Origin of the sequence: Rhodococcus sp. C1 (assembly GCF_020809065.1) — a bacterium.
In the GTDB taxonomy this organism is placed as follows: Bacteria; Actinomycetota; Actinomycetes; order Mycobacteriales; family Mycobacteriaceae; genus Rhodococcus_F; species Rhodococcus_F qingshengii.
Map to the genome: position 1 here is coordinate 121069 of NZ_CP078080.1, position 26678 is coordinate 147746.

The 26678-nt window shown below is 63.3% G+C and carries 23 protein-coding genes; 10 read left to right on the plus strand and 13 right to left on the minus strand.

What is annotated here, in order from left to right:
• The first annotated feature begins 5 nt into the window (after window positions 1-5).
• Complete coding sequence (locus KTR60_RS00555) at window positions 6-593, plus strand: DinB family protein (protein ID WP_228401643.1); 588 nt, start codon at window positions 6-8, stop codon at window positions 591-593.
• A 1-nt stretch (window position 594) separates the two neighbouring features.
• On the opposite strand, the gene KTR60_RS00560 is transcribed toward KTR60_RS00555, so the two are convergent.
• Window positions 595-2157 carry a YfcC family protein gene (locus KTR60_RS00560; RefSeq protein ID WP_228401645.1) on the minus strand — a complete coding sequence of 521 codons (1563 nt, stop codon included), beginning with the start codon at window positions 2155-2157 and terminating at the stop codon, window positions 595-597.
• Window positions 2154-3530 (minus strand): M20/M25/M40 family metallo-hydrolase, encoded by a 1377-nt coding sequence (locus KTR60_RS00565; RefSeq protein ID WP_030535870.1) that lies wholly within the window; start codon window positions 3528-3530, stop codon window positions 2154-2156. Before KTR60_RS00565 ends, KTR60_RS00560 begins: the two co-directional genes overlap by 4 nt.
• Before the next feature lie 150 nt (window positions 3531-3680).
• On the opposite strand from KTR60_RS00565, the gene KTR60_RS00570 reads away from it, so the two are divergent.
• Genes KTR60_RS00570 through KTR60_RS00585 form a run of 4 tightly spaced genes read left to right on the plus strand, consistent with a single transcriptional unit; the run spans window position 3681 to window position 10660 of the window.
• Window positions 3681-4316, plus strand: coding sequence for a TetR/AcrR family transcriptional regulator (locus KTR60_RS00570; protein ID WP_054832270.1), 636 nt, complete (start codon window positions 3681-3683; stop codon window positions 4314-4316).
• A gap of 25 nt (window positions 4317-4341) precedes the next feature.
• A complete protein-coding gene (locus KTR60_RS00575; protein ID WP_228401647.1) occupies window positions 4342-6039 on the plus strand; it encodes an AMP-binding protein in 1698 nt (565 codons plus the stop codon).
• Window positions 6036-9233 (plus strand): carboxyl transferase domain-containing protein, encoded by a 3198-nt coding sequence (locus KTR60_RS00580; RefSeq protein ID WP_228401648.1) that lies wholly within the window; start codon window positions 6036-6038, stop codon window positions 9231-9233. The genes KTR60_RS00575 and KTR60_RS00580 overlap by 4 nt, the downstream gene beginning before the upstream one ends.
• Before the next feature lie 56 nt (window positions 9234-9289).
• Window positions 9290-10660, plus strand: coding sequence for a sulfatase (locus KTR60_RS00585; RefSeq protein ID WP_003944134.1), 1371 nt, complete (start codon window positions 9290-9292; stop codon window positions 10658-10660).
• On the opposite strand, the gene cysC is transcribed toward KTR60_RS00585, so the two are convergent.
• The 8 genes from cysC to KTR60_RS00625 all read right to left on the minus strand — a co-directional run bounded on the left by cysC (window position 10657) and on the right by KTR60_RS00625 (window position 17745).
• Entirely contained in the window at window positions 10657-12537 is a 1881-nt protein-coding gene (gene cysC, locus KTR60_RS00590) for an adenylyl-sulfate kinase (protein WP_161121207.1), read from the minus strand. The genes KTR60_RS00585 and cysC overlap by 4 nt on opposite strands.
• Window positions 12537-13451: a sulfate adenylyltransferase subunit CysD gene (gene cysD / locus KTR60_RS00595; RefSeq protein WP_042453255.1), complete on the minus strand. Its 915-nt coding sequence runs from the start codon at window positions 13449-13451 to the stop codon at window positions 12537-12539. The genes cysC and cysD overlap by 1 nt, the downstream gene beginning before the upstream one ends.
• Window positions 13448-14257, minus strand: coding sequence for a trehalose 2-sulfotransferase (gene stf0 / locus KTR60_RS00600; protein ID WP_228401650.1), 810 nt, complete (start codon window positions 14255-14257; stop codon window positions 13448-13450). Before stf0 ends, cysD begins: the two co-directional genes overlap by 4 nt.
• Window positions 14258-14379: 122 nt before the next feature.
• Window positions 14380-15321, minus strand: coding sequence for a copper resistance D family protein (locus KTR60_RS00605; RefSeq protein ID WP_003944164.1), 942 nt, complete (start codon window positions 15319-15321; stop codon window positions 14380-14382).
• Window positions 15322-15325: 4 nt separating this feature from the next.
• Window positions 15326-15844: a copper resistance CopC family protein gene (locus tag KTR60_RS00610; RefSeq protein WP_003944137.1), complete on the minus strand. Its 519-nt coding sequence runs from the start codon at window positions 15842-15844 to the stop codon at window positions 15326-15328.
• The gene (locus tag KTR60_RS00615) at window positions 15844-16512 is read right to left on the minus strand and encodes a YcnI family protein (protein ID WP_042453253.1); all 669 of its coding nucleotides are present in this window, start codon (window positions 16510-16512) and stop codon (window positions 15844-15846) included. The genes KTR60_RS00610 and KTR60_RS00615 overlap by 1 nt, the downstream gene beginning before the upstream one ends.
• 49 nt (window positions 16513-16561) lie before the next feature.
• A complete protein-coding gene (locus KTR60_RS00620; RefSeq protein WP_047272730.1) occupies window positions 16562-17077 on the minus strand; it encodes a hypothetical protein in 516 nt (171 codons plus the stop codon).
• A 14-nt stretch (window positions 17078-17091) separates the two neighbouring features.
• Window positions 17092-17745 carry a DUF6474 family protein gene (locus tag KTR60_RS00625; protein WP_003944178.1) on the minus strand — a complete coding sequence of 218 codons (654 nt, stop codon included), beginning with the start codon at window positions 17743-17745 and terminating at the stop codon, window positions 17092-17094.
• A 124-nt stretch (window positions 17746-17869) separates the two neighbouring features.
• Here KTR60_RS00625 and KTR60_RS00630 point away from each other — a divergent pair, with 124 nt between their 5' ends.
• Together KTR60_RS00630 and KTR60_RS00635 are read left to right on the plus strand one after the other, a co-directional pair.
• A complete protein-coding gene (locus tag KTR60_RS00630) occupies window positions 17870-19426 on the plus strand; it encodes a TM0106 family RecB-like putative nuclease (RefSeq protein WP_042453625.1) in 1557 nt (518 codons plus the stop codon).
• Between the two features lie 138 nt (window positions 19427-19564).
• Window positions 19565-21892, plus strand: coding sequence for a putative bifunctional diguanylate cyclase/phosphodiesterase (locus tag KTR60_RS00635; RefSeq protein WP_064442941.1), 2328 nt, complete (start codon window positions 19565-19567; stop codon window positions 21890-21892).
• Between the two features lie 55 nt (window positions 21893-21947).
• Here KTR60_RS00635 and KTR60_RS00640 read toward each other — a convergent pair whose 3' ends face one another.
• Window positions 21948-22715 carry an SDR family NAD(P)-dependent oxidoreductase gene (locus tag KTR60_RS00640; RefSeq protein WP_003944195.1) on the minus strand — a complete coding sequence of 256 codons (768 nt, stop codon included), beginning with the start codon at window positions 22713-22715 and terminating at the stop codon, window positions 21948-21950.
• A gap of 158 nt (window positions 22716-22873) precedes the next feature.
• Between KTR60_RS00640 and KTR60_RS00645 the strand changes: the two genes are divergently transcribed.
• Genes KTR60_RS00645 through KTR60_RS00655 form a run of 3 tightly spaced genes read left to right on the plus strand, consistent with a single transcriptional unit; the run spans window position 22874 to window position 25432 of the window.
• On the plus strand, window positions 22874-23464 hold the full coding sequence (locus KTR60_RS00645; RefSeq protein WP_030535862.1) for a hypothetical protein: 591 nt from the start codon (window positions 22874-22876) through the stop codon (window positions 23462-23464).
• Window positions 23457-24107: a DUF6308 family protein gene (locus KTR60_RS00650; protein ID WP_030535861.1), complete on the plus strand. Its 651-nt coding sequence runs from the start codon at window positions 23457-23459 to the stop codon at window positions 24105-24107. Before KTR60_RS00645 ends, KTR60_RS00650 begins: the two co-directional genes overlap by 8 nt.
• Window positions 24108-24142: 35 nt before the next feature.
• The gene (locus tag KTR60_RS00655) at window positions 24143-25432 is read left to right on the plus strand and encodes an HNH endonuclease signature motif containing protein (RefSeq protein ID WP_228401652.1); all 1290 of its coding nucleotides are present in this window, start codon (window positions 24143-24145) and stop codon (window positions 25430-25432) included.
• On the opposite strand, the gene KTR60_RS00660 is transcribed toward KTR60_RS00655, so the two are convergent.
• Together KTR60_RS00660 and KTR60_RS00665 are read right to left on the minus strand one after the other, a co-directional pair.
• Complete coding sequence (locus KTR60_RS00660) at window positions 25410-25961, minus strand: GNAT family N-acetyltransferase (protein ID WP_228401654.1); 552 nt, start codon at window positions 25959-25961, stop codon at window positions 25410-25412. The genes KTR60_RS00655 and KTR60_RS00660 overlap by 23 nt on opposite strands.
• Window positions 25958-26641 carry a TetR/AcrR family transcriptional regulator gene (locus KTR60_RS00665; protein ID WP_228401655.1) on the minus strand — a complete coding sequence of 228 codons (684 nt, stop codon included), beginning with the start codon at window positions 26639-26641 and terminating at the stop codon, window positions 25958-25960. The genes KTR60_RS00660 and KTR60_RS00665 overlap by 4 nt, the downstream gene beginning before the upstream one ends.
• Window positions 26642-26678: the final 37 nt, after the last annotated feature.

The window sequence follows — 26678 nt, forward strand, 5'->3', positions numbered from 1 at the left end:
GTTTCATGACCACCAACTCGGAAAAGGAAGATCTCCAGCGGTACCTGCAGGCAGCACGTGATGCGCTCGTCTGGAAGCTCGACGGGCTGTCGGAGTATGACATTCGGCGCCCGATGACCCGGACAGGGACCAACTTGTTGGGTCTGGTCAAACACATGATCGGCGTCGAGCTCGGGTATTTCGGTCCTACGTTCGGCCGTCGGGTTCCCGATCTCCCCGCGTGGTTGCGTTCGGAGGAACTCAACGTCGACATGTGGGCCCGCGCCGACGAGTCCACTGCCGACATCGTCGAAACCTATCGCCGCACCTGGGCTTTCGCCGACGCCACGATCGAGGAGCACGATCTGGACGCCCCCGGCTTCGTGAAGCACTGGCCGGAGGATCGTCGCGACGTCATATTGCACCGGATACTCGTTCACGTTGTCACCGAGATCCATCGGCACGCCGGCCACGCGGACATCGTGCGGGAGCTGATCGACGGCGCCGCTGGGATGAAGGCGGGCCACAACAATCTGGCTCCCGGTGATGAGGCGTGGTGGGCCGAGTACACCGACCGTCTGGAGACGGCGGCACGCGAGGCCCACCACGCTTGAACTACTCGAATACCGCTGCTGCGCCGATCACCACGACAACGATCACGAAGTTGATCAGTAGCAGTGGCCAGACGAAGCGCAGGAACTTGTCGTAGCCGACCTTCGCCATGGCCAACCCGCCGACAACGACGACGTTGGTCGGGGCAACCATCAGCATCAGGCCGTGGCCCATCTGGAAGGCGGTGATGACGAGTGCTCGGCTGACTCCGGCAAAGTCGCCCAGCGGTGCGAGCAGCGGCATCGCCAGGGTGGCGTGACCGGAACTGGACGGGATCAGGAACGCCAGCGGGATGTTGACGAGCATCACCAGGATCGCGAAGACCCCCGCCGAAGCGCCGCTGACCAATTGCTCCATCGCGTTGAGGATGGTGTCGAGGGTTTCGGTGTTGGTCATGATCACCGAGACGCCGCGAGCGAGCAGGATGACGATCGCCGGTCCGACCATGTCGCCGGCTCCACGCGTGATCAGGGAGACGATTTTCTTCTCACCCATCTTCGCGACTATGCCGACGAGAACGGCGGCGAGGATGAACAGCATCGCCAATTGCGGGAACCACCAGTTCAACTCGAACCAGTAGGGCTCGGTTGCCGTGACGTGGTACGCGTCGTACTCGGCCGGACCGGTGGTGGCGCCGAAGATGCTCGACCACGGGATGACGGAGAAGATCATCAGTCCGAAGGTGAGTCCGGTGATGAGCAGTACCAGCTTCTGAGTTCCGGTGAGCTTGCCGTCGATGTCCACCGGCTCAGCCGGCTCTTCGTCTTCGGCGTCCGCGATGTCGAAACCGACAAGCGACTTGGACGGATCCTTCTTCACCTTTGCGGCGTAGCGGAGAACGAATACCACTGCCACAGCGGTCAATACGATCCACAGGATCACGCGCAGTACGATGCCGTCACCGATGGAGACGCCTGCCTCACCGGAGGCGACGCCGATCGAGAACGGATTGACGGTCGACGCCATGTTTCCGACCAGAGCGCCGAGGATGATCATGGTGGCCGCGACCATGCGGTCGTAACCCAGTGCCGTCATCAGCGGGATGAGCAGGGCGTAGAAGCCGAACGTCTCGACCGAGAAGCCCATTGTCGAACCGAGCAGCGAGAACAGCACCATGATGACGGTGATGAGCAACCAGCCCTTGTCGCTGAGCTTGGTAGCCAGCTGGGAGACAGCGGTTTCCAGGCTGCGGGTGGCAAAGCTGACCGAGATGAACGCACCGAGCGCCATGATGAAGAGGACTACGCCGACCGAACCGAAGAGCCGTCCGATGTTGTCGGTGTCGACGAACCCGGTGATCGAATCCTGTACGCCGTACAGGCCGTTCACGGGGGAGAGGATCAGTTGCTGGATTCGTTCCCAGAACGAGAGCGGAGACGTGACGGTCTCGAAGCTGCCGGGAACGGGTGAGCCGTCCACGTCGACGCCGAAGCGTCCGGCCGGAATGAACAGTGCCGCAACCCAGACCAGAATGGTGACGATCGCGAGCATCGTGACCGCACCGGGAAACTCGAACTTCTTCTTGGCGGGCGTTTGCGCGGATCCCGTATCGGTCTCGGTGCTCATTTCTTCCCCTCGAAGGTGTGTGCGTACTCCTGGAAGAACAGTGCTTTGGCGACGACGGCCTTCTCGAGCTCGTCGAGCAGGACGCGTTCGTTGGGGCCGTGGATGTTCGCGTAACCGTCGGTGGCGCCGAACAACAGCTTCTCGGCGGTGGGCACTGCTGTATCCAAGGCCATCACGAGGGGGATCGAGCCGCCGCCTGCCATCAGCCCGGCCGGCTCACCCCACGACTGCGATAATGCAGACAATGCCGCGTCGAAGGCCGGTCCACCTTCGGCTGCCGCAAACCCGTCGCCGGTTTCTCCCGCGGTGACAGTCAGTTGTAAACCGAAGGGGCGCAGGGCTTCCAGGTGCCGGACCAGAGCAGCCTGCGCCTCGATGGCAGGTTGGCGCGGGTGTACGCGCAGATTGATCACGGCGCGGGCAGTGCTTGCGACGGCGTTGACCGCACCGTCCACAGGGGGAGCGTCGATTCCCGTCACGGTGATGGCCGGGCCCGACCAGATGCGTTCGCCGATGCCGCCGGTTCCGAGCAGCGGAAGCCCGTCTTGGATCTCGGCGAGGGTGCGGAACTCGTCCTCGGTGTATGAACTGCCGGTCCACGGTTCGCGCAGGAGGCCGTCGATCGCCACGTCACCGTTGTCGTCGTGCAGCGACGCCAGTGCGCGGATGAGCGCGAGGCGGGCGTCCGGTGCGGCGCCGCCGTAGAGGCCGTTGTGCTTGTCGGCTCCGAGAGTGGTGAGTTCGACGATCACCTGGGCCGATCCGCGCAGTGCGACGGTCAGGGTCGGTGATCCGGGTCGAACGCTCCCGACGTCGGCGATGACCATTGCGTCGGCCGCAAACAATTCGGGGGCTTCCGGCGGATAGTTGTCGAAGGGGCTGCCGAATTCTTCCTGGCCTTCGATGACGAGCTTGACCGTCACTGGCGGCTTTCCGTCGAAGACGCGAAGCGCGCCGATCATGCCGATGACGTTTGCCTTCGAATCTGCCGTACCGCGGCCGTAAATCGCGCCGTCACGCTTGCTCGGTTCGAAAGGCGGTGAATCCCAGAGTTCGACGTCGTCGGCGGGAACGACGTCGTAATGCGAATACATCAATACGGTCGGGGCTCCCTCTGGACCGGGAACTGTTGCAATGATGACCGGCGCAGTTTTACCTGTTATTTCGAGTTTCTCTATCTTCGTGACTCCGGACTTCTCCAATAGAGAAACGATCAGGTCGTGAGCCTCGAACAGGGGCTCGCTGGGGAAACCTTCTGTTGCTATCGACGGAATACGAACAAGTTCGACGAGTTCCGACTCCAGTGCCGGCATCAAAGCTGCAACTGTTTCCTTGATTGTGGAATAGGAGGGCGAGGCGGATTCTTCCGGCACGGAATTGACTCCTTCTGGGAAAGGCGAAAAACATTAGAGGCAGAGTCTTACACCCGATATATGGGCTGTGAAAGGGCAACCCGAACAAAAGGCCGAAGTCGGTCGTCGGGGCTGCGGTTCTTGACATTGACGTCAACGTCAACACACACTGTGACGGTGACCACCAGCGAAACGCAGGAGCGAGCGCGGACCGCCCGCAAGCTCGGCGACGGTCCACGCCGTGCCGGACTGCTCGATACCGCTGCCCTCTGCTTCGGTGAACTCGGATACGACTCCGTGACCGTCGAGACGATCACGACCAGGTCTGATGTGTCCCGGGCGACCTTCTACGCGTACTTCTCGTCGAAGGACGAGGTCTTCCGCGCCGTCGCCGAGATGATGTGCCGACGCTTCCTCGACGCTCAGCACATGGAGGGCCCGGCGGCCGAGGATCTACGCGAAGTTCTCCGAACGACCACGTCGGCGTTCATCACGGCCGTGTACACCTACGGTGACCTGCTCGCGGTGATCGAGCATCGGGCGCGGGTGGATTCCGAGGTCGAGCGCAGTTGGTCGGCGGTTCGCGAAAAGCTCGTGAGCCGCTACGTCCGCTTTGTCGAACGGATTCGACAGGTTCACGACGTAGATCCCTGCGTTTCGCCTCCGGTGCTCGTTCAGATGATCTCGGATGCACAGATGGCCGGTGGAGCACGACTGAGTAAGGCGAGTGTCGAAGAGCAGAACCAGTTCATTGCAGATATGACGACGATGTCCGAGCGGTTGATCGGGTTCGAAGAGTCGAAATAGAGTTCTTTTACGAATGGAGTGATCGGTGGCAGAACAAGACGTGCTCGAAGCGGCTCTGGCGGAGATCTCTGCGCTGCAACAAGCGCATTGGCCCGCCGGCATTCCCCGCGCCGTCGAGTATCCGCTCGAAGGTGGGGGACTTGTCGATTACTTGCGGCATTGGGCGATCGAGCGGCCGGATAGTCCTGCCATCGTCTTCTACGGCCGGGTCATCACGTATTCCGAATACGACGAGCTTTCGGATCGTTTTGCCGGATGGCTGCTGTCACTCGGAGTCGAACGCGGCGATCGCGTCGGCGTTCACCTGGTCAATTGCCCTCAGTTCCATATCGCGATGCTCGGCATTCTCAAGGTCGGTGCGGTTCACGTGCCGATCAATCCACTCTTCCGTGAACACGAATTGATTCACGAACTCAACGATGCCGGCGTCAAGGTCCTACTGACGCAGAACACCTTCTCGAAGTTGGTGAAGAAGGTTCGCTCACAGACTCCACTCGAACACGTCGCGAAGACTGCAGTGTCGGACATGCTGACGGCGATCCCGACCGTCGAACTGCCCTTCGAGGTCGACGATCCGCGCCTGAGCGACTGGCAGTCGATCATCACCAGTGAGCGGGCGACTCCTGTCGCCACCGAACTCGATTCCCTCGCCGCCCTGAACTACACGGGCGGAACGACGGGAATGCCCAAGGGCTGTGAGCACACTCAGCGCCACATGGTTTACACCGCGGCCACCGCGACGCTTGCGGGCGGTGACCAGGTGGGTGCCAATCCGCCGGTGTCCCTGGTGTTCTTGCCGATCTTCTGGATCGCAGGTGAGGACTTCGGCATCCTGGTTCCGCTCGTCAACGGCGGAACCGTGGTCCTGCTGAATCGTTGGGATGCGGAGACCACGCTCGACGCTGTCGAGGCTTACGGCGTGACCTCGCTGGTCGGAACTGTCGACAATTACGTCGAACTGATGGACACGCCAGGATTCGCGGAGCGAAATCTCTCGACACTCCAGAAGGTCATGGCAGTTTCGTTCGTTCTCAAACTCGATCCGGCCACGCGCCAGCGGTGGCGCGAGGCTACCGGCGGCGTTCTGCGCGAAGCGAGCTACGGCATGACCGAAACCCACACCGCGGACACGATCACCCTCGGCTTCCAAGACGGCGACTACGACCTGAAAAGCGAGCCGGTGTTCTGCGGAATTCCGGTGCCCGGCACCGACGTTCTGATCGTCGATCACGACGGCAGGCCGGTTCCCGTCGGCGAGCACGGGCAGATCATCGTGCGCAGCCCATCCATCCTTTCCGCGTACTACCGCAACGAGGCGGCCACCGCCGACGCCATCCGTGACGGCTGGCTGCAGACCGGTGACGTCGGAAAGTTCAGTGAGCGTGGCGGTTTGCACTATTTGGCGCGGAACAAGGAAATGATCAAGACCAACGGCATGAGTGTCTTTCCCTCCGAGGTGGAAGCGCTGCTCATGCTGCACCCGGCGATCGAAAAGGCTGCGGTGGTGCCGAAACCGGACCCGGACAAGGGGCAGGTGGCTTTTGCGTTTGTCCAACTGGTCGAGGGTTCCGACACTGCGGCCGACGAGATCGTCTCGTGGGCGAAGGAGAACATGGCCACGTACAAGGTGCCCGAAGTGGAAGTGCTCGAGGCGCTTCCGATGACAGCGACAGGAAAGGTGCGCAAGGGCGATCTGTTCGAGCGCACTCAGGGGGACAAGTGAGACTGCTGATTGCGAACCGCGGCGAAATTGCGCTGCGGATCATTCGAACTGCCCGTGAACTCGGGATCGAGACGGTGTCGGTGTACGCCGAGGACGACGCGTCCAGTCCGCACGTCGCGGCGGCCACGGAGTCGGTGCCGCTCGGAGCGTCGGGCGCATCCGCGTATCTCGATCAGGGGGCTTTGCTGAAGATCGCGGCCGAAACAGGCGCCACGCACGTGCACCCGGGTTACGGGTTCCTCAGTGAGAACGCCGAATTCGCGCAGGCGTGTACCGAGGCGGGCATCGTCTTCGTCGGCCCGGACGCCCAGGTTCTCCGGACTTTCGGCGACAAGGCCAGTGCCCGCACCGCGGCTGTCGACTCAGGAGTGCCGGTCCTGCCGTCGACATCGGCGAACGCCGACCTCGACGAGGTGCGTGAATTCTTCGAGCGCAATTCCCGCGGGATCATGATCAAGGCGCTCAGCGGCGGCGGTGGCCGCGGCATGCGCGCGGTGCGTGACCCGAAAGCACTCGACGACGCGTACCGTGTGTGTGCGGCCGAAGCCCAGTCGGGATTCGGCAGTTCGGCACTGTTCGCCGAGGTACTCAGTGAGCACGCTCGGCACATCGAAGTGCAGATCGTGGCGGCACCGGGGCAAGGTGGAACCCACGCGCTCGCTCTGGGTGACCGCGATTGCAGCGTCCAACGTCGCCATCAGAAGTTGATCGAGGTTGCGCCCGCGCAGGGGCTGTCGGGGGCCCTGCGCGATCGTCTTCACGCTGCGGCGGCGAGGCTGTGCGCCGAGGTCGGCTACCGCGGCATCGCGACGGTCGAGTTCCTCGTCGAGGAACGCGGCTTCGTCTTCCTCGAGGTCAATCCCCGAATTCAGGTGGAGCACACGGTGACCGAGGAGGTCACCGGAGTCGACCTCGTCTCCGTGCAGCTCGCGATCGCGGACGGAGTTCCGTTCGAGAACTTGGACTTGCCAACAGGGATCATCGCTGTCGAGAAGGGCTCGGAGACAGTCGGATCCGTGGCAAACGCTTCGGGAATCGCGATCCAGACCCGCGTCAACATGGAAACCATGACGCCGGACGGCAATGCGTTGCCCTCGTCGGGCACGCTCGACAACTTCACTCCTCCGGGCGGGCCCGGCGTGCGAGTGGACACCTTCGGTACGGTCGGACTCTCGCCGAGTGCGCGTTACGATTCGCTCTTGGCAAAGGTGATCACCCACACGCGTCGATCGGATTTCCCTGCCGCGGTGCGCAAGTCGATTGCCGCTTTGAGTGAGTTCGCCATCGACGGCGTAGCGACCAACATCGAGTTCCTGCAGGCAATACTGTCGGACAAGGACTTCCGCGACGGCCTGGTCGACGTCGACTGGTTGGGTTCTCGATTGGCGGACCTCGTCCCCGACGTTGGCCCACAAACGCCCTCCTCGTCTGTGGACGTGGCACCGGACGAGGATGTGGTCCGTGCACAGATGGCGGGCATCGTCGTCGAACTCGCGGCAGTCGGTGACGGCGTCCATGCGGGTGGCCAGGTTGCCGTCCTCGAGGCGATGAAGATGCAGCATGTTCTCTCGGCGCCCGGTGATCTCGAAGTGGTCCGGGTCCTGTCGTCACCGGGGAGGTCGGTGGGTGCGGGCGAACCGTTGCTCGTCGTCCGTAGTGCAAGCGCGGGATCGAAGCTCGCTGAGGTCGACGAGGTGGACCTCGACGACGTGCGTCCCGATCTCGCGGAGATCATCGCTCGCCACGAGGTGACCCTGGACCCGGCCCGGCCCGCAGCCGTGGCGAAGCGTCACAAGCTGGGACGCCGGACTGCTCGCGAGAACGTCTACGACCTGGTCGACGACGACAGCCTGGTCGAGTACGGCGCTCTCGCGCTGGCGGCGCAGCGGAGTCGGCGAAGCGAGGAAGACCTGATCGCCAACACTCCTGCCGACGGGTTGATCGGCGGAGTGGCGACCATCAGCGGCGGCGAGAGCGTCGTGATCTCGTACGACTACTCGGTGCTCGCCGGTACCCAGGGCATGCGCAATCACGCCAAGACCGACCGCCTGCTCGAGATCGCCGATCGCAAGCGAGTTCCGGTGGTGCTGTTCGCGGAAGGTGGCGGCGGTCGCCCCGGTGACACCGACGCCGGCGCCGGGGCGGGCCTCGAGCTGGGAACCTTCCGCGCCATGGCGGCGCTGAGCGGGCGGGTGCCCATGGTCGCCGTCGTGTCCGGGCGCTGTTTCGCAGGCAACGCGGCCCTGGCCGGCGCGTGCGACGTCCTGATCGCGACACCGGACGCCAACATCGGGATGGGTGGTCCTGCCATGGTCGAGGGCGGCGGGCTCGGAAACTTTCGCCCCGAGGACATCGGCCCCATCGACGTGCAGCGCCGCAACGGCGTCGTACACCTGGTCGCTGACGACGACGCTCATGCGGTGGCGCTGGCCAAGCAGTACCTCGGCTACTTCCAGGGTGCGAGCGGAGAGTGGACCGCTCCGGATCCGCGGCTCTCGCGGCATGTGGTGCCGGAGAATCGCCTGCGCTCGTACGACGTTCGTGGAGCGATCGACGCAATCGCGGACGTCGACAGCGTCCTGGAACTGCGTCGAGACTACGGACGCGGTGTAGTAACCGCACTCGTTCGTGTCGAAGGAGTTCCGTACGGTGTGCTGGCGAACAGCAGCGAGCATCTCGGCGGCGCGATCGACGCGGAAGCCTCGGACAAGGCTTCGGATTTCCTGGAACTGCTCGAAGCGCACCGCATCCCTCTGGTGACGCTGTGCGACACACCGGGATTCATGGTGGGCCCGGATTCGGAGGAGGAGGCGACGGTTCGAAGGTTCGGCAGGTTCTTCGTTGCCGGTGCTCGCCTCACCGTGCCGTTCGGAACGATCATCCTGCGCAAGGGTTACGGGTTGGGCGCCATGGCAATGGCCGGTGGTTCCTTCCACGCCCCCGAGTTCACGATCGCGTGGCCGACGGGCGAGATCGGGCCGATGGGTCTGGAAGGTGCTGTGCGTCTCGGTTTCCGCAAGGAACTCGAGTCCGTCGAAGATCCGGTGGCTCGGGAAACGCTGTTCGGTCAGTTCGTGGAACTGGCCTACGCACAGGGCAAGGCGCTGATGGCGGCGACCACGTTCGAACTGGACGACGTCATCGATCCGGCCGATACCCGCGGATGGATCAGACAACTCGGCAGAAACAGTTGAGATCCTGCTGATTCGAGCTGTTGCCGCACGTGGGCGGGGCAACTAGCCTTGCCCACGTGTCGGCTGCGCGAGATAACGTCCTGATCATTCATTGGCACGACCTGGGGCGGCACCTCGCGAGTTACGGTGTCGCCGGGGTCAACAGCCCCCATCTCGACCGGCTGGCGGCAGAAGGCATCCGGTTCACCGACGCACACGCGACGGCGCCGCTGTGCTCGCCTTCGCGCGGATCGCTCTTCTCGGGCAGGTATCCGCACAACAACGGTCTGATCGGGTTGGCGCACCACGGCTGGGAGTACCACGCTGAGGTGCAGACGCTCCCGCAGATCCTCTCCGACAACGGTTGGTACACCTCGCTCTTCGGCATGCAGCACGAGACTGCGTATCCGAAGCGACTGGGCTACCACGAGTACGACGTCACCAACTCGTTCTGCGACTACGTGGTTCCGCGTGCCCAGAACTGGCTACGACGCTTCCCGCCCGAGCCGTTCCTGCTCACCACGGGATTCTTCGAAACGCATCGCCCGTACCCCGCCGATCGCTATACCCCGGCGGACACCGCAGCCCTGGAGGTCCCCGGATACCTTCCGGACGTGCCACAGGTGCGCGAGGATCTGGCCGAATTCCACGGCAGCGTAGAGGTGGCCGACGCCGCGGTGGGGGAACTGCTCGCGACCCTCGAGGAAGAGGGGCTCGACGAGAACACCTGGGTCTTCTTCCTCACTGATCACGGCGCGGCGTTCCCGCGTGCCAAGTCGACGCTCTACGCCCCGGGTACCGGTATTGCCTTGATCGCTCGGCCTCCCGCGCGGTATCGCAGTGGCGGAAAGGAATACGAGACACTGTTCAGTGGTGTGGATCTTGTTCCGACCATTCTCGATCTGCTCGGAATCGACGTCCCCACCGAGGTGGAAGGGCGCTCGCACGCCGATGCCCTCGTCGACCGCGGAACTGAACCGTCCGAACCCGTTCGTACTTCCCTGTTCACGGAGAAGACCTTTCACGACAGCTTCGATCCCATTCGTGCGGTGCGCACCAAGGACTACAGCTACATCGAGAACTACGCCGTCCGCCCGGCTCTGGATCTACCGCTCGACATCGAGGACAGTCTTTCCGGAAAAGCGCTCGGCACCGAGCATCTTGCGGTACGCGCACCCCGGGAGCTGTACGACCTCCGTGCCGACCCGGACGAGAAGATCAATCTGATCGATCGACCGGAAGTCTCGGCAATACAGGCGGAATTGTCCTCGCAGCTTCACACGTGGCGCGCCGAAACCGACGATCGTCTCCCGGACGAGGCATTGGGAAGCGCGATGGCGGTGCACCGCATGGCGGCGTACCTCGAGAAGATCGGTGTCCGACCCAACGTGCGGTCCGCCTACAGTGCGGACCGCGGTTACCTCGAGTCGGACACCGAAAATCCCTAGGGCCTTGCGGCTTCGCGCCCTTCCAACAATGCGATGACCCGCTCGACCAGCTCGTTGATGTCAGCGCCGGTTGTGTCGAATGCCAGGTCCGGGTCCTCCGGCGTCTCGTAAGGCGCGTCGATTCCGGTGAGCCCCTTCAGTTCACCCGCCCGCGCACGAGCGTACAGGCCCTTGGGATCTCGACGTTCGCATTCTTCGACGGGAGTGGTGACGGCAACTTCGAGGAAGGTGAGTCCGGCAGCTTCGTTGAGAGCGCGCGCAATTGCTCGATCCGAACGCAGTGGCGAGACCATCGACGCGATCGCCACGACGCCGGCGTCGGCGAACAGTCGAGTGAGATGCCCGACGCGTCGGATGTTCTCGGCTCGGTCTCCCGGCGAGAACCCGAGATCGTCGGAGATACCGTGGCGGACGTTGTCACCGTCCAGCAGATACGCGGTGCGTCCCGCGTCGACGAGCGCACGTTCGACAGCGACTGCGACGGTGGATTTTCCGGATGCAGGTAGGCCGGTCAACCAGATCGTCGCGCCCCTCTGGGTGGTAGACGCCCATCGCCGTTGACGTTCGAGTGAGGACGGATGCCACTTGATGTCGTTGCGGGTCTGCTCGCCGGGAACGACGACGCGTGGTTCGAGAATGGTGCCGGCGCCGACGGTGTCGTTGCTCTGCTCGTCGATCAGGATGAAGGCGCCAGAGTCCCGATTGTGGTCGTAGGTGTCGGCGACCACCACGGAACTGGTTCGGAGCGTGACCGTTCCGATGTCGTTGAGTCCCAATTCGACTGGGCTGTCCTGCTCGTCGAGCGTTTCAGGATCGAGACGGGTGTGCAGTTCTTGGACGGTCGCTCGCACGGTCCTGGACGTGTGTTTGAGCGCTATCCGATCGCCCGCGCGCAACGGTGTGTTGGACAACCAGCAGATCGTGGCTTCGAGTTCTCGGGCCAGAACCGGCAGATGAGCCTGCGCACCGCCACTGACCAGAACGTCGCCACGTCCGACGTCGATGTCGTCGGCCAGTTCCACCGAAACCGACAGTGGTGCAACGGCAGTACTGCGGTTGTCGTCGAGAGTATCCAGACTGATCACGGTGCTCTTCGATCCGGACGGCAGGACCACTACCTCGTCTCCGACGCTCAGTGTGCCTGCCGAAATTCGGCCGGTGTACCGGCGCCGATTCTGCGGATCGGGGCGCGAAACCCACTGCACGGGAAGCCGAAGTTCCTCGATGTGGGTCGCGGGCGCATGGAGTTCGACGCCTTCGAGGTACTCGAGGAGCGTCGGCCCCTCGTACCACGCGGTGTTCGCGGACCGCGTCACGACATTGTCGCCGGCTTTCGCGGAGACCGGTATGGCGAGTACGTCCTCGCGTCCGACTTGCCGTGCCAAGGCCCGCAATTCTTCCTGCACCTGAGCGAATCTCGCTTCGTCGAAGTCCACCAGATCGATCTTGTTCACCACGGCTACAAGGTTCGGAACACCGAGCAGTGCGGCGATTCTGGCGTGCCGACGGGTCTGACGCAGCACGCCGGTCCTCGCGTCGACCAGCAGGACCGCTACGTGAGCATTGGATGCTCCGGTGAACATGTTGCGCGTGTAGCGTTCGTGCCCCGGGGTGTCGGCGAGTACGTAACTTCTGGTCGGAGTGGAGAAGAATCGGTACGCGACGTCGATCGTGATGCCCTGTTCACGCTCGGCACGTAGTCCGTCGGAGAGTGCAGCCAGGTCGGCGACACCGTGCTCGTCGGTCACGGAATCGAGGTGATCGGTTGGCAGACTGTCGGTGTCATGCAACAGTCGGCCGATCAGCGTGCTCTTGCCGTCGTCGACGCTACCCGCCGTGGCCAGTCGCAGGAGTTGGCGAGTGATGGTGGTCGTCATCAGAAGTAGCCCTCACGCTTTCGGTCTTCCATCGCGGCGACCGACGTTCGGTCGTCTGCGCGAGTCTCGCCTCGTTCGGAAACCGTCGCGGCCGAGATTTCGGTGACGACGTCGTCGATGGTGGTGGCGTGCGATCGAACGGCGCCGGTGATGGTCAGATCGCCGACGGTTCGATATCGCACCCACTCGGTCGTTGCCGCGGCGTTCTCGGCGTCGGTGCTGAATTCGGAAGCAGCGAGGAGCATTCCGTCGCGCTCGAATACCCTCCGCTGGTGCGCGAAATAGATGGGCGGCAGTTCCAGTTCCTCCTGGGCTATGTAGCGCCAGATGTCGAGTTCGGTCCAGTTGCTCAGCGGGAAGACACGAACGGACTCGCCGCGTCTGATCCGTCCGTTGTAGAGCGACCACGGTTCGGCCCGTTGCGCTCGCGGGTCCCACTGGCCGAACTCGTCACGGAAGCTGAGGACTCTTTCCTTGGCGCGCGCACGTTCCTCGTCCCGGCGGGCGCCACCGAACGCGGCGTCGAACCTTCCAGCTTCGAGAGCGTCGAGCAGGGTTCTGGTCTGCAGGCGGTTTCGCGATCCGCTGGTCTCGGTCGACTCCTGCACTCTGCCCTGGTCGATCGAATCCTGAACGGAAGCAACCAGAAGTGTGTGCCCGCCCTCCTTGATTCGACGGTCGCGAAATTCGATGACCTCCTCGAAATTGTGACCGGTGTCGACGTGCAGGACCGGGAAAGGGAGTGGGGAGGGCCGGAACGCCTTCTCGGCCAGACGAAGCAGGACTATCGAGTCCTTGCCGGCCGAGAAGAGCAGTACCGGTCTCTCGAGTTCTGCCACCACTTCTCGAATGATGTGAACCGCTTCGGATTCGAGAACTCGGAGTTCGTCGACGACATCGGTGACGGTGCTCATGTGACGGGATATCCGTTCTGTTCGGCGTCGATGCGATAACGCTGCACCCATTCGCGGGATCGTCCGTCGCTCTGACGACGCAGCGGCGGTGGCGGGGCCAGTTGTCCGTCGAGGCCGAGGGAGATGAGGGTTTTTGCGACCACGGATTGCGGGTCTTCGGTGAGATCGCGGAACCCGACTTCGATGGGAGAGATGTCCTCTTCCTCGAACCAGCGCTTCCATTGGCGTTCCTGCTCACCGAGAATCGTCACCAGGTGCGCGATTCCGACTGCGCTGTACTGCGCACCGTCCGAGAGATTCGGTGGAGTCGCGTCGTCGCGCCAAACCTGTGTCTGCACGGCGCGCCACATCGACACAGCTTGAGCGACGACATCTTCTCGATAGACGTGGATGAACTGCAGGTCGTGATCGAGGGTGTCGTGGAGTGCGGAACGTAGGTCCGTCCCACTGCGCCAGGGCAATCCGGCCGCGCGATCGAGTAGGAGCGGCGTCTGGTTCCACATCAGCTTGCCACCCCAGACTCCGTTGGGGGTTCGGCCGAGTTCGAGAAGTTGTGTGCGCCACTGTTCGGAGGTGCGAGTGTCCGGCGTGCCCGGGTGGAACGGGGCGAGCAGACCCAGGACGGACTCGTCCGTGACGTCTTCGAACCACTGCCTCGGTTGCGGCGATCGCGAGGTCTCGGGGAGGTACTGGAAGAACTCTTCCGGCTCACCCGCGACCCCGGTTGCTCGCAGGGATTCGACCAGCAAAGTACTGCCGCTGCGCTGCGAAGCGCAGACGAGAAACGAGCGTTGGGCCTCCGTCATGCGAGCAACGCTAAGGGGGGCCGGAAACCGCCGCAAGCTGGGGAAATAAACTCACGTAGAGGTTAAATCTCGACGTGAAACGTTAAATGTGCGGGTCACGAAATGTCGCGCTGAGGCACGTCTTACGCAGTTGTCGCAAGGGCCGCGGCAAGCCCGAATGCGATGGCCATGAAGACAACTTCACCGATGGCGCGACGCAAGGATCCGTCCGAACTCATGCGGTGTGCAGCGCTCGCGACCACCCATGTCCGGCGCCACCACCATCCCAAGGCGACGAGCAGTCCGATCGCCACAATCTTGGCGAGGATCACCCGGCCGTATGCGGTGTCGTAGAAGGCGGAGAGTGAGTCGAGTCGCACGACGGCGTTGACGATACCGGTGACGACCAGCGCGAGGACGCATCGCCAGGCGAGAGCGGAGTACTTGGGCAACCAGATCGCCCAGGCACCGCGCGACGGTACGGCAAGCGCGAGTGCGGCGAGCACGCCGAACCACAAGGCCGCAGCGAGGACGTGAACGGCGTCGAGGATCGATCCGAAGCTCTGCTGCGCCATGTGCCCGGTGATCGGGCGGGCAGCGAGCGCCAACGCGGAGACGACCAATGCCGGTGCGACGGGCACCGTCTCGGGATTGGTGAATCCGTAGATGCCGTAACAGACGACGGCAAACGCGCACGCGATGATCGCGACGCCGACGCGGCCGACGTTGACCTCGGAGACGAATGCGCCGAAGTGCCCGATGGTCAGCGAGGTGACCGGGGCGCCGTCGGCCGCTGCGGCATTGAGCACGAGGAGCGTGATCTCGGCGACGAGCCACACTGCTGCCACCGCGGTGAGCTGAGTCCACATGACGGCGGGGGTTGTTGCCGGGCGGCGTTCACTGCGGCCCATCCAGGCGAGCGTCGCGATGCCGAGCGTCAACGAACCACATCCGATCGCGAGAACGCGGACCGTGCTCGACGATTCGGGTCCCGATGGGCTGGCGAGGCCCCAGGCGATCAGGACTCCCAGCAGAGCTGTGGGTACGGCAAACAGCAACCACCACCTGTTTGCCGTACCCGTCACGCGATCAGCTCGACTTCGGCTTACGGAGCACGAAGAACAGCGCACCGCCGAACACGACGACGCCGGCGACGATGAAGATCCACACCGGCATGCTGCCGGACTCCGACTCACCCGTACTCGACGCGGCGGCAGCGCCGGGAGTGCCCGACCCCGCCTCGGTGAGGGTGAACGTCAGGGTTCCGTTGACGGGGTGACCGTCAGCGGAGGTGACGCGGTACGCGATGGTGTAGACGCCGGTCGGCCCGAGATCGCCGAGGTCTGCACTGACAGTGGGTCCTTCGACGGACGGATCGCTCTTGGTCCAGAGGTTGCCGTCGGGACCGGTGACGGTCAGCGCCGCGAACTGTGCCTGCAGAGCCTCGTTGAACGTGACCGAAACCGTGTCAGGCGCAACCTGAATGGACGCACCGTTTTCCGGGTTGGAGCCGACCACCGCGGAGTGTGCACTGGCCGTGCCCATTCCGAGCATCGTGGCCAGCATCGCGAGCATGCCGACGGCGATGACCTTGATCCGGGTACTCATCAGCGCTTGCTCCTGACCAGTGCGCCGAGGCCGAGTGCAGCGCCCAACGCGCCGAGCACCAGGCCGACGCCGCCGAGCCAGCGCGCGGTGTTGTCTGACGAAGAAGATTCGGAAGCAGCGGACGTCTCGGCAGTGTTATCGGCAGAGGGGGCTCCGTGGGCATCGCCGGTGGATGCGGCGAGAGTCAGCGTCGGCGCGGGCTTGTCCGGCTCGCTGCCGTCGGCAAGCTCTTCCTGATCCCAGTTGACGACGTTGCCGTCGCTGTACGTCTGCACGGCCTTGAACTCGACCTCTTCCTGCTCGGGCAGCGGGCCGGCGGAAAGGACGAACTGCTGGAACTGGCCGGGGGCGATTCCGACGCCGGGGTCGGCGGTCCACGTCACGGACTTGGCGACCAACGAGGTGGGGTCCTTCTCCACGACGGCGGTCCAGCCGGGCATCGGTTCGGTACGTGCCGACTTGAGGTCGGGGAGCGCCACCGTCAGCTTGGTGGTCGAAGCGGTGTCGGATTCGGTGGGCACGCGGAACGTGAGAACGGAGTATCCGCCCTGCGCAGCTCCTGGTGCGACGACGCTGACGTGTGCTGAAGCAATTCCGGCGGCCAGCAGCACGGCGCTGCCGGTAGCGACGGTCGTGACAACCGCGCGCGAAATCAGGGTGTTCTTCATGTCGGGAAGTGTCCTCTTGGTCTGGTGAAGGGGGGCATTCTACGAATCTTCAGACCAGGGCAGGAGGACCGCGCCGCGAGATGCTGGCGCGAAGTAGAGCGTCGACAGGTCCGTGATGGATTCCGGTCGAGACGGTGTGGCCGCGGGAAGTGACAGCGGCGGGAGCCAGAGACGCCAGGACGACGTGGAGAGCGTGGGTGACAACGCGGTAGAGGCGCTCGGCGGCCAGGACCGCCACCGCACAAGCGACGGTGGCACCGGCGTGAGCACCGAGCATCACCAACCCCGGAGCGGGCGAATGAGCGTGCTCGGAGAGCGTCATGGTGGTGTGCGCGGCCAACTGACCCAGACCCAGAGCAACGATCAAGGCAGCGGGCCCCCGTGAGAGGGCGGGAAGGGTGGCCGTCACGGCGCCGACGGTTGCGCAGACGGCGAGCAACAGGGTCAGCGACGACGACTGTGGCAGCTCGCCTCCGCCGATCCCGTGCGCGGCGACAGCGAGAGCAGCCGAAGCGGAACCGACAGCTGTCCCCCGGAGGGTCGAGGTCTGCTCGGCTGCTCTCACTGGCGTTCTCAGGTCTAGCGCACGCCGAGACGTGCGAGCAGATCTGCTTCGACGCCGTCGAGTTCGGAAGAAATCGCCTGGTGAGCTGCTTTACGGCGAGCCTGCGGCATCTGCTCGGCAGCGCGAACTGCCGTGCTGAGGTCGCCGAGGCGCTCACGGATGGCGGCGGCGAAACGCTGCGTCTCCGCGTCGTCGGGCTTGCGGCTGAGGATCTCGGTGACCGAGCTCTCGGCGCCGGCGATACGAGCGCTCAACTTCGCGCCGTGACCGGTGTAGTCACCGAGCTGGTCGACGGCGATGCCCATCTTCTGTGCACGCGTGGTGTCGAGCTGGGCGCGCACCGCCGTGGCTGCGCGGTAGGCGATCGGCAGGAGAACGGGGGCAAGCAGACGTGCCACTCCCAGGTACTTACGCACCTTGGCGACGGTCAGGCCCTGATTCGCAGCGGCCTTCTCCTGCGCCTTCAGGGTCGCGATCTGCGCCTTTTCGATCTTGTGCTGTGACTCGATCTCGGCTTTCTCCAGCTTCTTGAGCGACTTGGTCTCGACCTTGTCGCGCTTACGCTGGCTCTTGGCGTTGAGCTTCGCCTCGACCTCAGCCTTGTGCTTGAGAGCCTTTGCCTCCGCCTTGCGGGTGGCACGAGACTTTCGCTTCTTGAACAACCCCATCGAAAAGGACCCCGTTTCCAGGTGTTTGTGTGTTGCCAGGTACCTGCGCTTCGGCTTCAGCCTAGGGGAGCACATAATCTTCGTCATCGTGTGTTCCGTTAACAACCCCGCGCCCCAGCTCCCGATCATCGATTCGGGGGCGTTGACCCGATGCCGTCATCGGGTGCGTCTGGACGGGTTGTTTCCCGGGAAATCGGCTTCGGAACCCGTCGACACCGGCGTCAAGCAGCGCCAGGACGCCGCGATCGCGAAGCGCGCGGAGATCGCCGAACTCGTGATCGGCGCTGCTCCCGAGCGTTGGGTGAAGATCAACCCTGATCAATCGGCGTCGGCTCAGGCTCGCGACACCTTGGCTGCCTGTGAGGCCGGCGCGGACCGGATCTGGGGCGCGGTCTTGCCGGTCGAGCGCGACACCGGACGCAAGGGTCGCTGCGAAATGCTCATCCGTGACGACGAGGGTGGCGGGTACATCCCCGTCATTGTCGTCAATCACAAGGTGACCGATCCCGGCCAGGGCGCGATCACCTCGGGGCTCTTCGAATGGGAGCCCGCGGCCGATCCCAAACGCAAGGTCCGCAGTCAGGTCCGCGATCAGATGCGCGTCGCGCAGGTCTATCGGATGCTCGAGCGTCGTGGGCTGGCGAGCCCGTCGCTGACGGCAGGCGCGATCGGATACAACGGAGACTGCATCCTCGTCCACGACCTCAGCGCGATTCTCGACGATTACGACGAGCGTTTCGCCGACCGTATCGCTGTGGCCCGCGGTGAGGTGCTGACGTCTCCGTCACAGGTGAGCGAGTGCAAGTCGTGCCCGTGGTGGACCGAATGCAAGCAGGAGTTGGTTCGCAACCGCGACGTCAGCCTCGTCGCTGTCGGATCGCGGGCCGAGCTTCTGCGCGACGTGGGCTGCAACACGATCGATCAGCTGGCCGCCTGGGACGGTGAGCCGCTCGAGGATTGGCCGCACGGAAATTTCGACGACGCAGTCGTGATCGCCAAGGCGTGGTTGGCAGATGCTCCGTTGGTGCGGCGGTTCGAGAAGATCTCGGTGACTCGGGCGGACATCGAGATCGACGTCGACATGGAGAGCTATCAGGAGCACGGCGCCTACCTGTGGGGGACGTTGCTCAATGTCGGCGGCTTCTCGATGTATCGAGGATTTGCGACGTGGGATCCGTTGCCGACACGTGACGAGGCGCGGTCGTTCGCAGAGTTCTGGGGCTGGCTGATGGCGGAACGTGACGCGGCCGCCGCTTCGGGTAAAACCTTTGCCGCGTACTGCTATTCGCGTTCGGCCGAGGACAAGTGGTTGTTGGACTCGGCGCGCAGGTTTGCCGGTGAACCCGGGATTCCGAGTAAGGACGAGATCCGCGAGTTCATCGACAGTCCGCAGTGGGTCGACATCTATCAAGCAGTGAGTGATCAGTTCATCTGCCCGAACGGAAAGGGGCTCAAGAAGATTGCGCCCGTCGCCGGCTTCAACTGGCGTGACGCCGAGGCCGGGGGTGAAGCGTCGATGGCGTGGTACCGCGAGGCGGTCGGCTACGACGGTGAGCCGGACGAGACGCAGCGGACACGCATCCTGCAGTACAACGAGGACGACGTCATTGCCACCAAGGTCCTCCGTGAGTGGATGACGGACCGCGCGGAGAAGGAAATTCCGCTGGCTTCCGAGTTGTAGCGCTGATCCGTTCTGTCGCGATTGTCTGAAACATCCTATTTAACAATATGTTTCAACTCGTAGTTTCTCGTCATCGTGTGTCCGGAACCCGCATCCGCGCTACCTTCATCTGGTCGGCTCCACGATGGAGGGTGTTGCATGCTGAGCAGGCTGACTTCGAGTGCGAGCGACGCCGAACTGTCTGACGTCGAGCGGCGCGACCTCTTCGCACGCCAGATACTGCAGGTGACGACGGTCGCGCCACTGGCCAACATGGTCAATGTACTCAGCGTGTGCGCTTTGCTTGTGTATGTCGTACCCCCCGGTCACAACGAGTTTCGGGTGATCTGGGGTTCTGCGGCCTTCTTGGTCGTCCTCAATTCGGTGCGCGTCTGGATACCGCGAGTCGTCCTGAAGGGCCGGTACACGCCCAAACATACGACGAAGTACGACTACTGGGCGCTCATGCTCGAGGTGATCCTGCTCGGGCTTCTGCTTGTCGTTCTCGCCGCCGCGATGCTTCCCGTGACGGACAACTCGCGAAAGCTTGTGCTTCTAGCGACATTCGCCGGAGTCATGGGCGCCGGCGCCGTAGCATTGTCGACGGTTCGGTCGATAGCGGTAGCGTGGATTCTGGTGCACAGCATCGGATTGCTCGTCGTTATCCTGCCCAAGAGAACCACGGAATACGCTGTCCTCTCGTTCCAGTTGGTCGTGTACTCGGTGACACTGATTATCGGCGTCGTGTACCTCTGGGCGTCGTTCCGAAGTCGTTGTCTTGCCGAGTTCGAGGCTGCTGCCGAGCGCCAGACGGTCAGTTTGCTTCTCGACGATTTCGAGGGTGGGTCACGCGACTGGCTGTGGGAAGTCGACACCACCGGGACGTTGTCGCACACCTCCGCTCGGCTGTCGCAGATCTCGGGAGTTCCCGTCTCCGACTTGCGAACCCTGTCGCTGCGCGGATTGTTGGATCGGCTCGACGTGGGTTCGACGAAGAGTGGCCGAGCCGCGGTCCAGGTCATCGGAGATCACCTCGACCGCCTCATGCCGTTTCGAGAGGTCGTCATTCCCGTTCGTGTCGACGGCGTCGACCGATGGTGGTCTCTGTCGGGTCATCCCAGGCTATCCGAGGCCACGGAGTTCGTGGGTTGGCGAGGCGTGGGCTCGGACATCACCGAGAAGTACAACTACGAGCGGCGAATTCTGTGGCTTGCTGCAACCGACGGACTGACCGGGCTCCCGAATCGCCGGACGTTCGGCTCGGAGCTGTCCGACGCGCTCGGCACCGTCCGAACCGGCGAGGAAGTTCTTGTCGGAATCCTCGACCTGGACAATTTCAAGTCGGTGAACGACACGTTAGGGCACCCTGTCGGTGACAAATTGTTGATTTCCGTTGCTGCACGGCTCAATCGGGTGGTCGACGGCGCCATGTGTGCGCGAATCGGTGGTGACGAATTCGGCGTCGTCTTGCGGGGAACAGGGGACGGCGGAGAGGTGTTCGCTCGCTATCTGGATGCATTGCGTGAGCCGTTTTACGTGCGGGGGAATCGCATCGAGGTTCGTGCATCGATCGGCTATGCCGGAGCACCCGCAGATTCCGAAGACGCGGACACGCTTGTCATGTCCGCCGACCTGGCGCTGTATGCGGCAAAATCCGCCGGCAAGAACCGGGTAGGAAGATACTCACCGGTGCTGCGGGCGCGGGCCAGGGAGCGAGCATCGGCCCTGCAAGAACTTGGGCTTGCGATCGAGTCTCGGCAGTTCGAGCTGTACTACCAACCGCAGGTTCGTGCGGACACCGGCCGCGTCGAGGGTTTCGAGGCACTGCTTCGCTGGAATCACCCGGTACGGGGCGTGCTTGCACCGCACATTTTCATCGATGTCGCGGAGGAGACCGGCTTGATAGTCCCTCTGGGGCTTCAGGTACTGAACATGGCGTGCGCCGAAGCCGCGACGTGGCCCGACGACACTTACGTGACGGTGAACGTCTCTCCGGTGCAACTGATGTCGTCCGGGTTCGGATCGGCCGTGAACGATGCGCTGGAGGCAAGCGGTCTGTCCGGCAAACGGCTTCAGCTGGAAATCACAGAGACGGGAGCAGTGGAGGAGCTTGCCGTCGCCGAGTTGGATCGCCTGCGTGCCACCGGAATTGCGATTGCCCTGGACGACTTCGGAACCGGCTATTCGTCTTTCGAGAGTTTGAAGAAACTGCCGTTGGACATCCTCAAGATCGACCGGTCGTTCATCACCGAACTGAGCGAGGGTGATTCGGCAGTTGTCACTTCGGTGGTCGAGGTGGCGAAGGCGCTCGGTATGCAGTCATTGGCGGAAGGCGTGGAGACGGCCGACCAGCTGAGGCTCTTGCTTACCGCCGGTTGCGAATTGGTTCAGGGTTACTACATCAGCCGACCGATGCCGGCGAAGGAAGTAGCCGAGTACCTCAGCGCAACTGCCCACTCCAACGGTGGGTATTTTCATTCGTTCTGACAACTGTGCGCCTTTATTAACCGCGGGCGGTTAATAAAGGCGCACAGCAGGGAGGTTAGCGCGGCGCCATGCGCAGTGCGCCGTCCATGCGGATGGTCTCGCCGTTGAGGTAGTCGTGCTCGACGATCATCTGCGCGAGCTGCGCGTACTCGGACGGCTGGCCCAGGCGGGACGGGAACGGAACGCCGGCCTCGAGGCCCTTGCGGTACTCGTCGGTGACGCCTGCGAGCATCGGGGTGTCGATGATGCCGGGAGCGATCGTGTTGACGCGGATGCCGAACTGCGCAAGGTCACGGGCAGCCGGAACCGTCATGCCGTGCACGCCGCCCTTGGAGGCGGAGTACGCGATCTGGCCGATCTGGCCTTCGAAGGCAGCAACGGAAGCGGTGTTGATGACGACGCCGCGCTGGCCCGACTCGTCGACGGCCTCGGTCTTGGCGATGGCGTCGGCGGCCAGGCGCATGACGTTGAAGGTGCCGAGCAGGTTGACGGTGATGACCGTGCGGAACAGCTCGAGGTCGTGCGGACCCTTCTTGGACAGGATGCGTCCGGCCCAGCCGACACCGGCACAGTTGACGACGATGCGCAGCGGGGAGCCCGACTCGACGATCTGGTTGATCGCTGCTTCGACCTCTTCGCCGCTGGTCACGTCGGTGGGGATGAGGGTGACGCCGGCGGGGACGTTGTCGCCTGCGCGCTCGATCGACGCGGGCAGATCCAGGCCGAAGACGGTAGCGCCGGCGTCGGCGAGGCGCTTGGCTGTTGCGGCGCCGAGGCCTGATGCCGCTCCGGTGACCAGTGCTGCGGTTCCCTTGATTTCCACTTCGTGTGCTCCTCGAGTTAGCGATCGGTAAGGCGGTGGTACGTGTCGAGAACCATAACGCGAGGGTGTATGTGAGGGCGAACGCGCGAGACCCGCGTAGGGCTGGGTACCTTGGACGCGAGGTCTGAGAGCAAAGCACCGGACGAGAGGGGACCTGCGTGAGCAAGGCGCCTGTGCGTCCCGCCGCTTCTGTCGAGAATTTCGAGCGGTTGCAGCGCGACCCGCTCTTCGAAGATCTCGCCGAACTGATTGCCGAGGTTCTCTCCTACGCGTTCGACGCTCCGGCCGCCGTCGAGATCGAACAGTGGACGATCAGTTGCCTGCCGTCGACCAACCGATCCGCGGAGCGCCATCGCTTGTTCACGCTCAATATCGGTCCGATGGAGATTCTGAGCGTCGAGTGCCATCTGGTCGGCGGTAAGCCGATCGAGCACGTCATGTCCGTCTACGTATCCAGTTCGGCACTGGAATCGCGAACCGGCTGCAGCATCGAAGAACTCGACGCCAAGCACGATCTGGTCGCCATCAGACGCACCGAGTTGGCGTCCGCCGACGGCGACGGGACCGTGATCGACTGCAGTCTCGAGGACTCGGATGCGTTGGAACAGTTTGCTCAACTGCCCGTCGACATGACGACGGTTCGTCCGCTCGCGGAGCATCTTGTTGCCAAGGGCAAGGGCCCATTTCGGCAGTATCACAACGCCGGGTTCGCCAAATATGTACTGGAAAGGTCGCTCGACCATGGTTGATCAGTTGCCCATCCGACTCCCGCGTGTGCTGCGAGACGGGGACGATGACGGCGCGGTCGACGTGCTGCAGGAATATTTCACGAGGCCGCTCCGAAAGACCGGTTATCTCCGAACCGGTGCGTTGTGGGATTCCTGGGATCCCAGTGGCAATCGCGATCGTGATGCGAACATCTTCACCGCGGAAGATCTTGTTGCGGTGACTCTTCTGTCGGTTCAGGTTCCGGCGCAAGGAGCCTTCTTCCTGCTCGGGGAGAACAATGCCGAACTGAACCGACTCCTGGCGGACGTGGGCCCGGATCGCGATCTGTCGAACGAACCCGATCCCTTCACTCCGGAATCCCCGGTGTGGCGGTTGGAGACGGCGCTTCGAGAGATTCACGGTGTCGGGCGAACCATGGCGTCCAAACTGATCGCGCGCAAGCGTCCGCGACTCTTCCCGATCTACGACGACGTCATCGGGCGGGAGTTGGGAACGAAGTCGGCCCACCTGGAACCTGTTCGCGTAGCCATGCGGGAAGACGAGTTGCAGAGTCGACTCCTCGATCTACGTGCACGAGCAGGTCTCGACGAATCCGTTCCGGTCATCAGGGTGTTGGACGTGCTGGCGTGGATGCAGGGTAAGGGATACAAACCGGCACTCTAGCTTTCTTGTCGGTGGGTGGGTTTATTGTCGAATGTATGTTCGATAACGGATCGACGGGCGGTGTGGGCACATCCGTCGATGAAGGCCGTCCTGTCGTCGATCCACTCATGTTGCCGGACATGCTCTTTGCTACGGCGCAGAGCGAGAACATGCTTGCCGCGCAAAAGGTGCTCGGTGCATCCATGTTGTCGGAGTCGAGATTCAACGCCGAACTCGACGTGTCCGGTGATGTCGACAAGGCGTGGCGGATCGCATGCAACGAGATCGCGGTCATGCTCACGTGCTCGCGTCGTACTGCCGAAGTCCACATCGAGATCGGTGATGCCCTACGGGAGTTCCTTCCGCTCACCAAGGCCGCCTTCGCTGCCGGCGAGCTGGACTATGCGCGTGTGCGCAAGATTGTCGACGGACTCACCGGGGCCGACCCGGAGGCGATCGCAGCACTCGAGCGCCGGGTACTTGCCTCGGCGCACCGTCTTCCGCCCGGGCAACTGGAGCGCGACATCGAGCGCCAGGTCTTTGCCTACGATCCGGATGCTGCCGCCGAACGTCGCCGGAAGATGCTGGAACACCGCGATGTTCGCACGCGAGCAGACCGTCACGGACTCGCCCAGTTGCAGGCAACACTCAGCGCGACCGAGGCCGTCGAAGCGCTTGGCCTGATCAGCGAGGCCGCCGGAAGCGTCTGCAACCACGATCCACGAAATGTCTCGACCCGTAGGGCCGACGCACTGGTCGCTCTGCTGCACGGCGAACAGGGGCTGACGTGCCAGTGTGGCAGCGAAACGTGCGAGGCAGCATTCACAGCAGCTCGATCGACTGCGCCCTCACGTCGGAAGCCGTTGTTGCACATCGTGTGTGATCTGGCGACGCTCCTCGGATTGATGTCAGATCCCGCGAGCATCGACGGATACGGGCCGATCGATCCTGATTTCGCTCGCGAGCTCGCCGCTGATTCCACCTGGCAGGCCTTGTTTGTCGATTTCCGCGCCCAGGCCGCGGGGAACCGACCGCGTCGGCAGCATGCTCCGACTGTCCTGCCGCTTGTCACCCGACGTGATCGCCCAAGTCGCGAACCGAACGGGTTCCCTGGTTGTTCGGTGCCCGCGAACAGGTGCCAACTCGACCACATCACCGAGTTCGATCCTTCCGATCCGAGACGTGGAGGGTGGACCGTTGTGAGCAACCTCCAATGCCTGTGTCGTCATCACCATCAGGTGAAGACATACAGGTTGTGGACGCCGGTGATGCTGGAGGACCGTGCCATTCACTGGACCGATAAAACCAGCGGGTTGACGGCTGTCACGGTTCCGGAGAGGATCTGACTTCGAAGATGGTCTCCAGACCGTCTTCTTCGTCCCACTGCTCACCGACTTCGTTGAAACCGTACTGGCTGATCAGATTTCGTGATGCGATGTTGTCCGGACTGATGGTCGCTCGAACGGTGTGTACTTCGGATTCGCGACTTGCGACGTCGAGAAGTATCTCGAGGGCGGTTCGTGCGTAGCCCTGACGCCGGAACGCCGGGTCGATGCGATATCCGACCTCCACCATCCCGCGCGCATCGGGGCGACCGTGGAATCCGGCCAACCCCACCGGCGTCGAGGTGCGGGCATCGACTGCGATGCGGGTGATCCACGCGCTGTCGAGGGGATTCTCTGCTATCTGCTTGCTCCGGTAGCGCCACAAGCCCTGGCATTCTTCGCCGAGGAGATACGGGGTCAGGAGGTTGGGTGCGAGTTCCATTGCAAGAGTGGCGTTGTCTTCCCCCAGTGCGTGGAGGGCGAGTGGTGGAACCCGGACCAGTTGAAGTCCACGTCCGTCGAGTGTCCAGGGTAATTCGGTGACTGTCACAGGTCGGCGATCGGAGTCAACAGCGTTATGTCGACGCCGATGCTCCGGAGATTGCCGTCCAGAACCTGCCAGATGGAGCGCCCCAGGAACTCGGCCAATTCCGCACTGGACACATCGGAACCCGGCTGGCTGAGCCAACGGTTGACGCTGACGTCGACCAATCCGATGACGCCGAAAGCCAAGGGCTCAGCCATCTTCGACGGTTTGCCACGGCTGGTGAGGATCGTGCCCAACAAATTTCCCAATTGGACGGCGATTGCCGTCTTGGTTCCGGTCACCACTTTCGAACCGGTGGCCCGCGTACTCGGCGAACCCTTGCCTAAAAAGTGGTGCAGTCGTGGATATTTCACAATCCACTGGAGGTAGGTCTCGACGGCCCGTGAGATGGCCTCGCCGACGGTGCCTTGTGGCGTGAGGGTGGGGGTCAGGTCGGTCATCATCATCTCGAGGATGCGGACTCGCAGCTGCTCGTCGAGGTCGGCTCGATCCTTGAAGATCCGGTAGACAACGGAACGGGGGACGTCGGCGCGCTCGGCGATCTGCTGGACGCCGACGTCGGCGCCACCTTCGTTGACTGCATCGAGTGCTGCGTCGAGGATCCGCGCTTTGCGCTGCTCCTTGTGATCGTTCCAGCGAGTGCTGCGCCCGTCGGGCTGCGTCGACTCGGCTGTTTTTGTCATAAATCGAACGATACTCACCCCGCCATTGACTGGACAA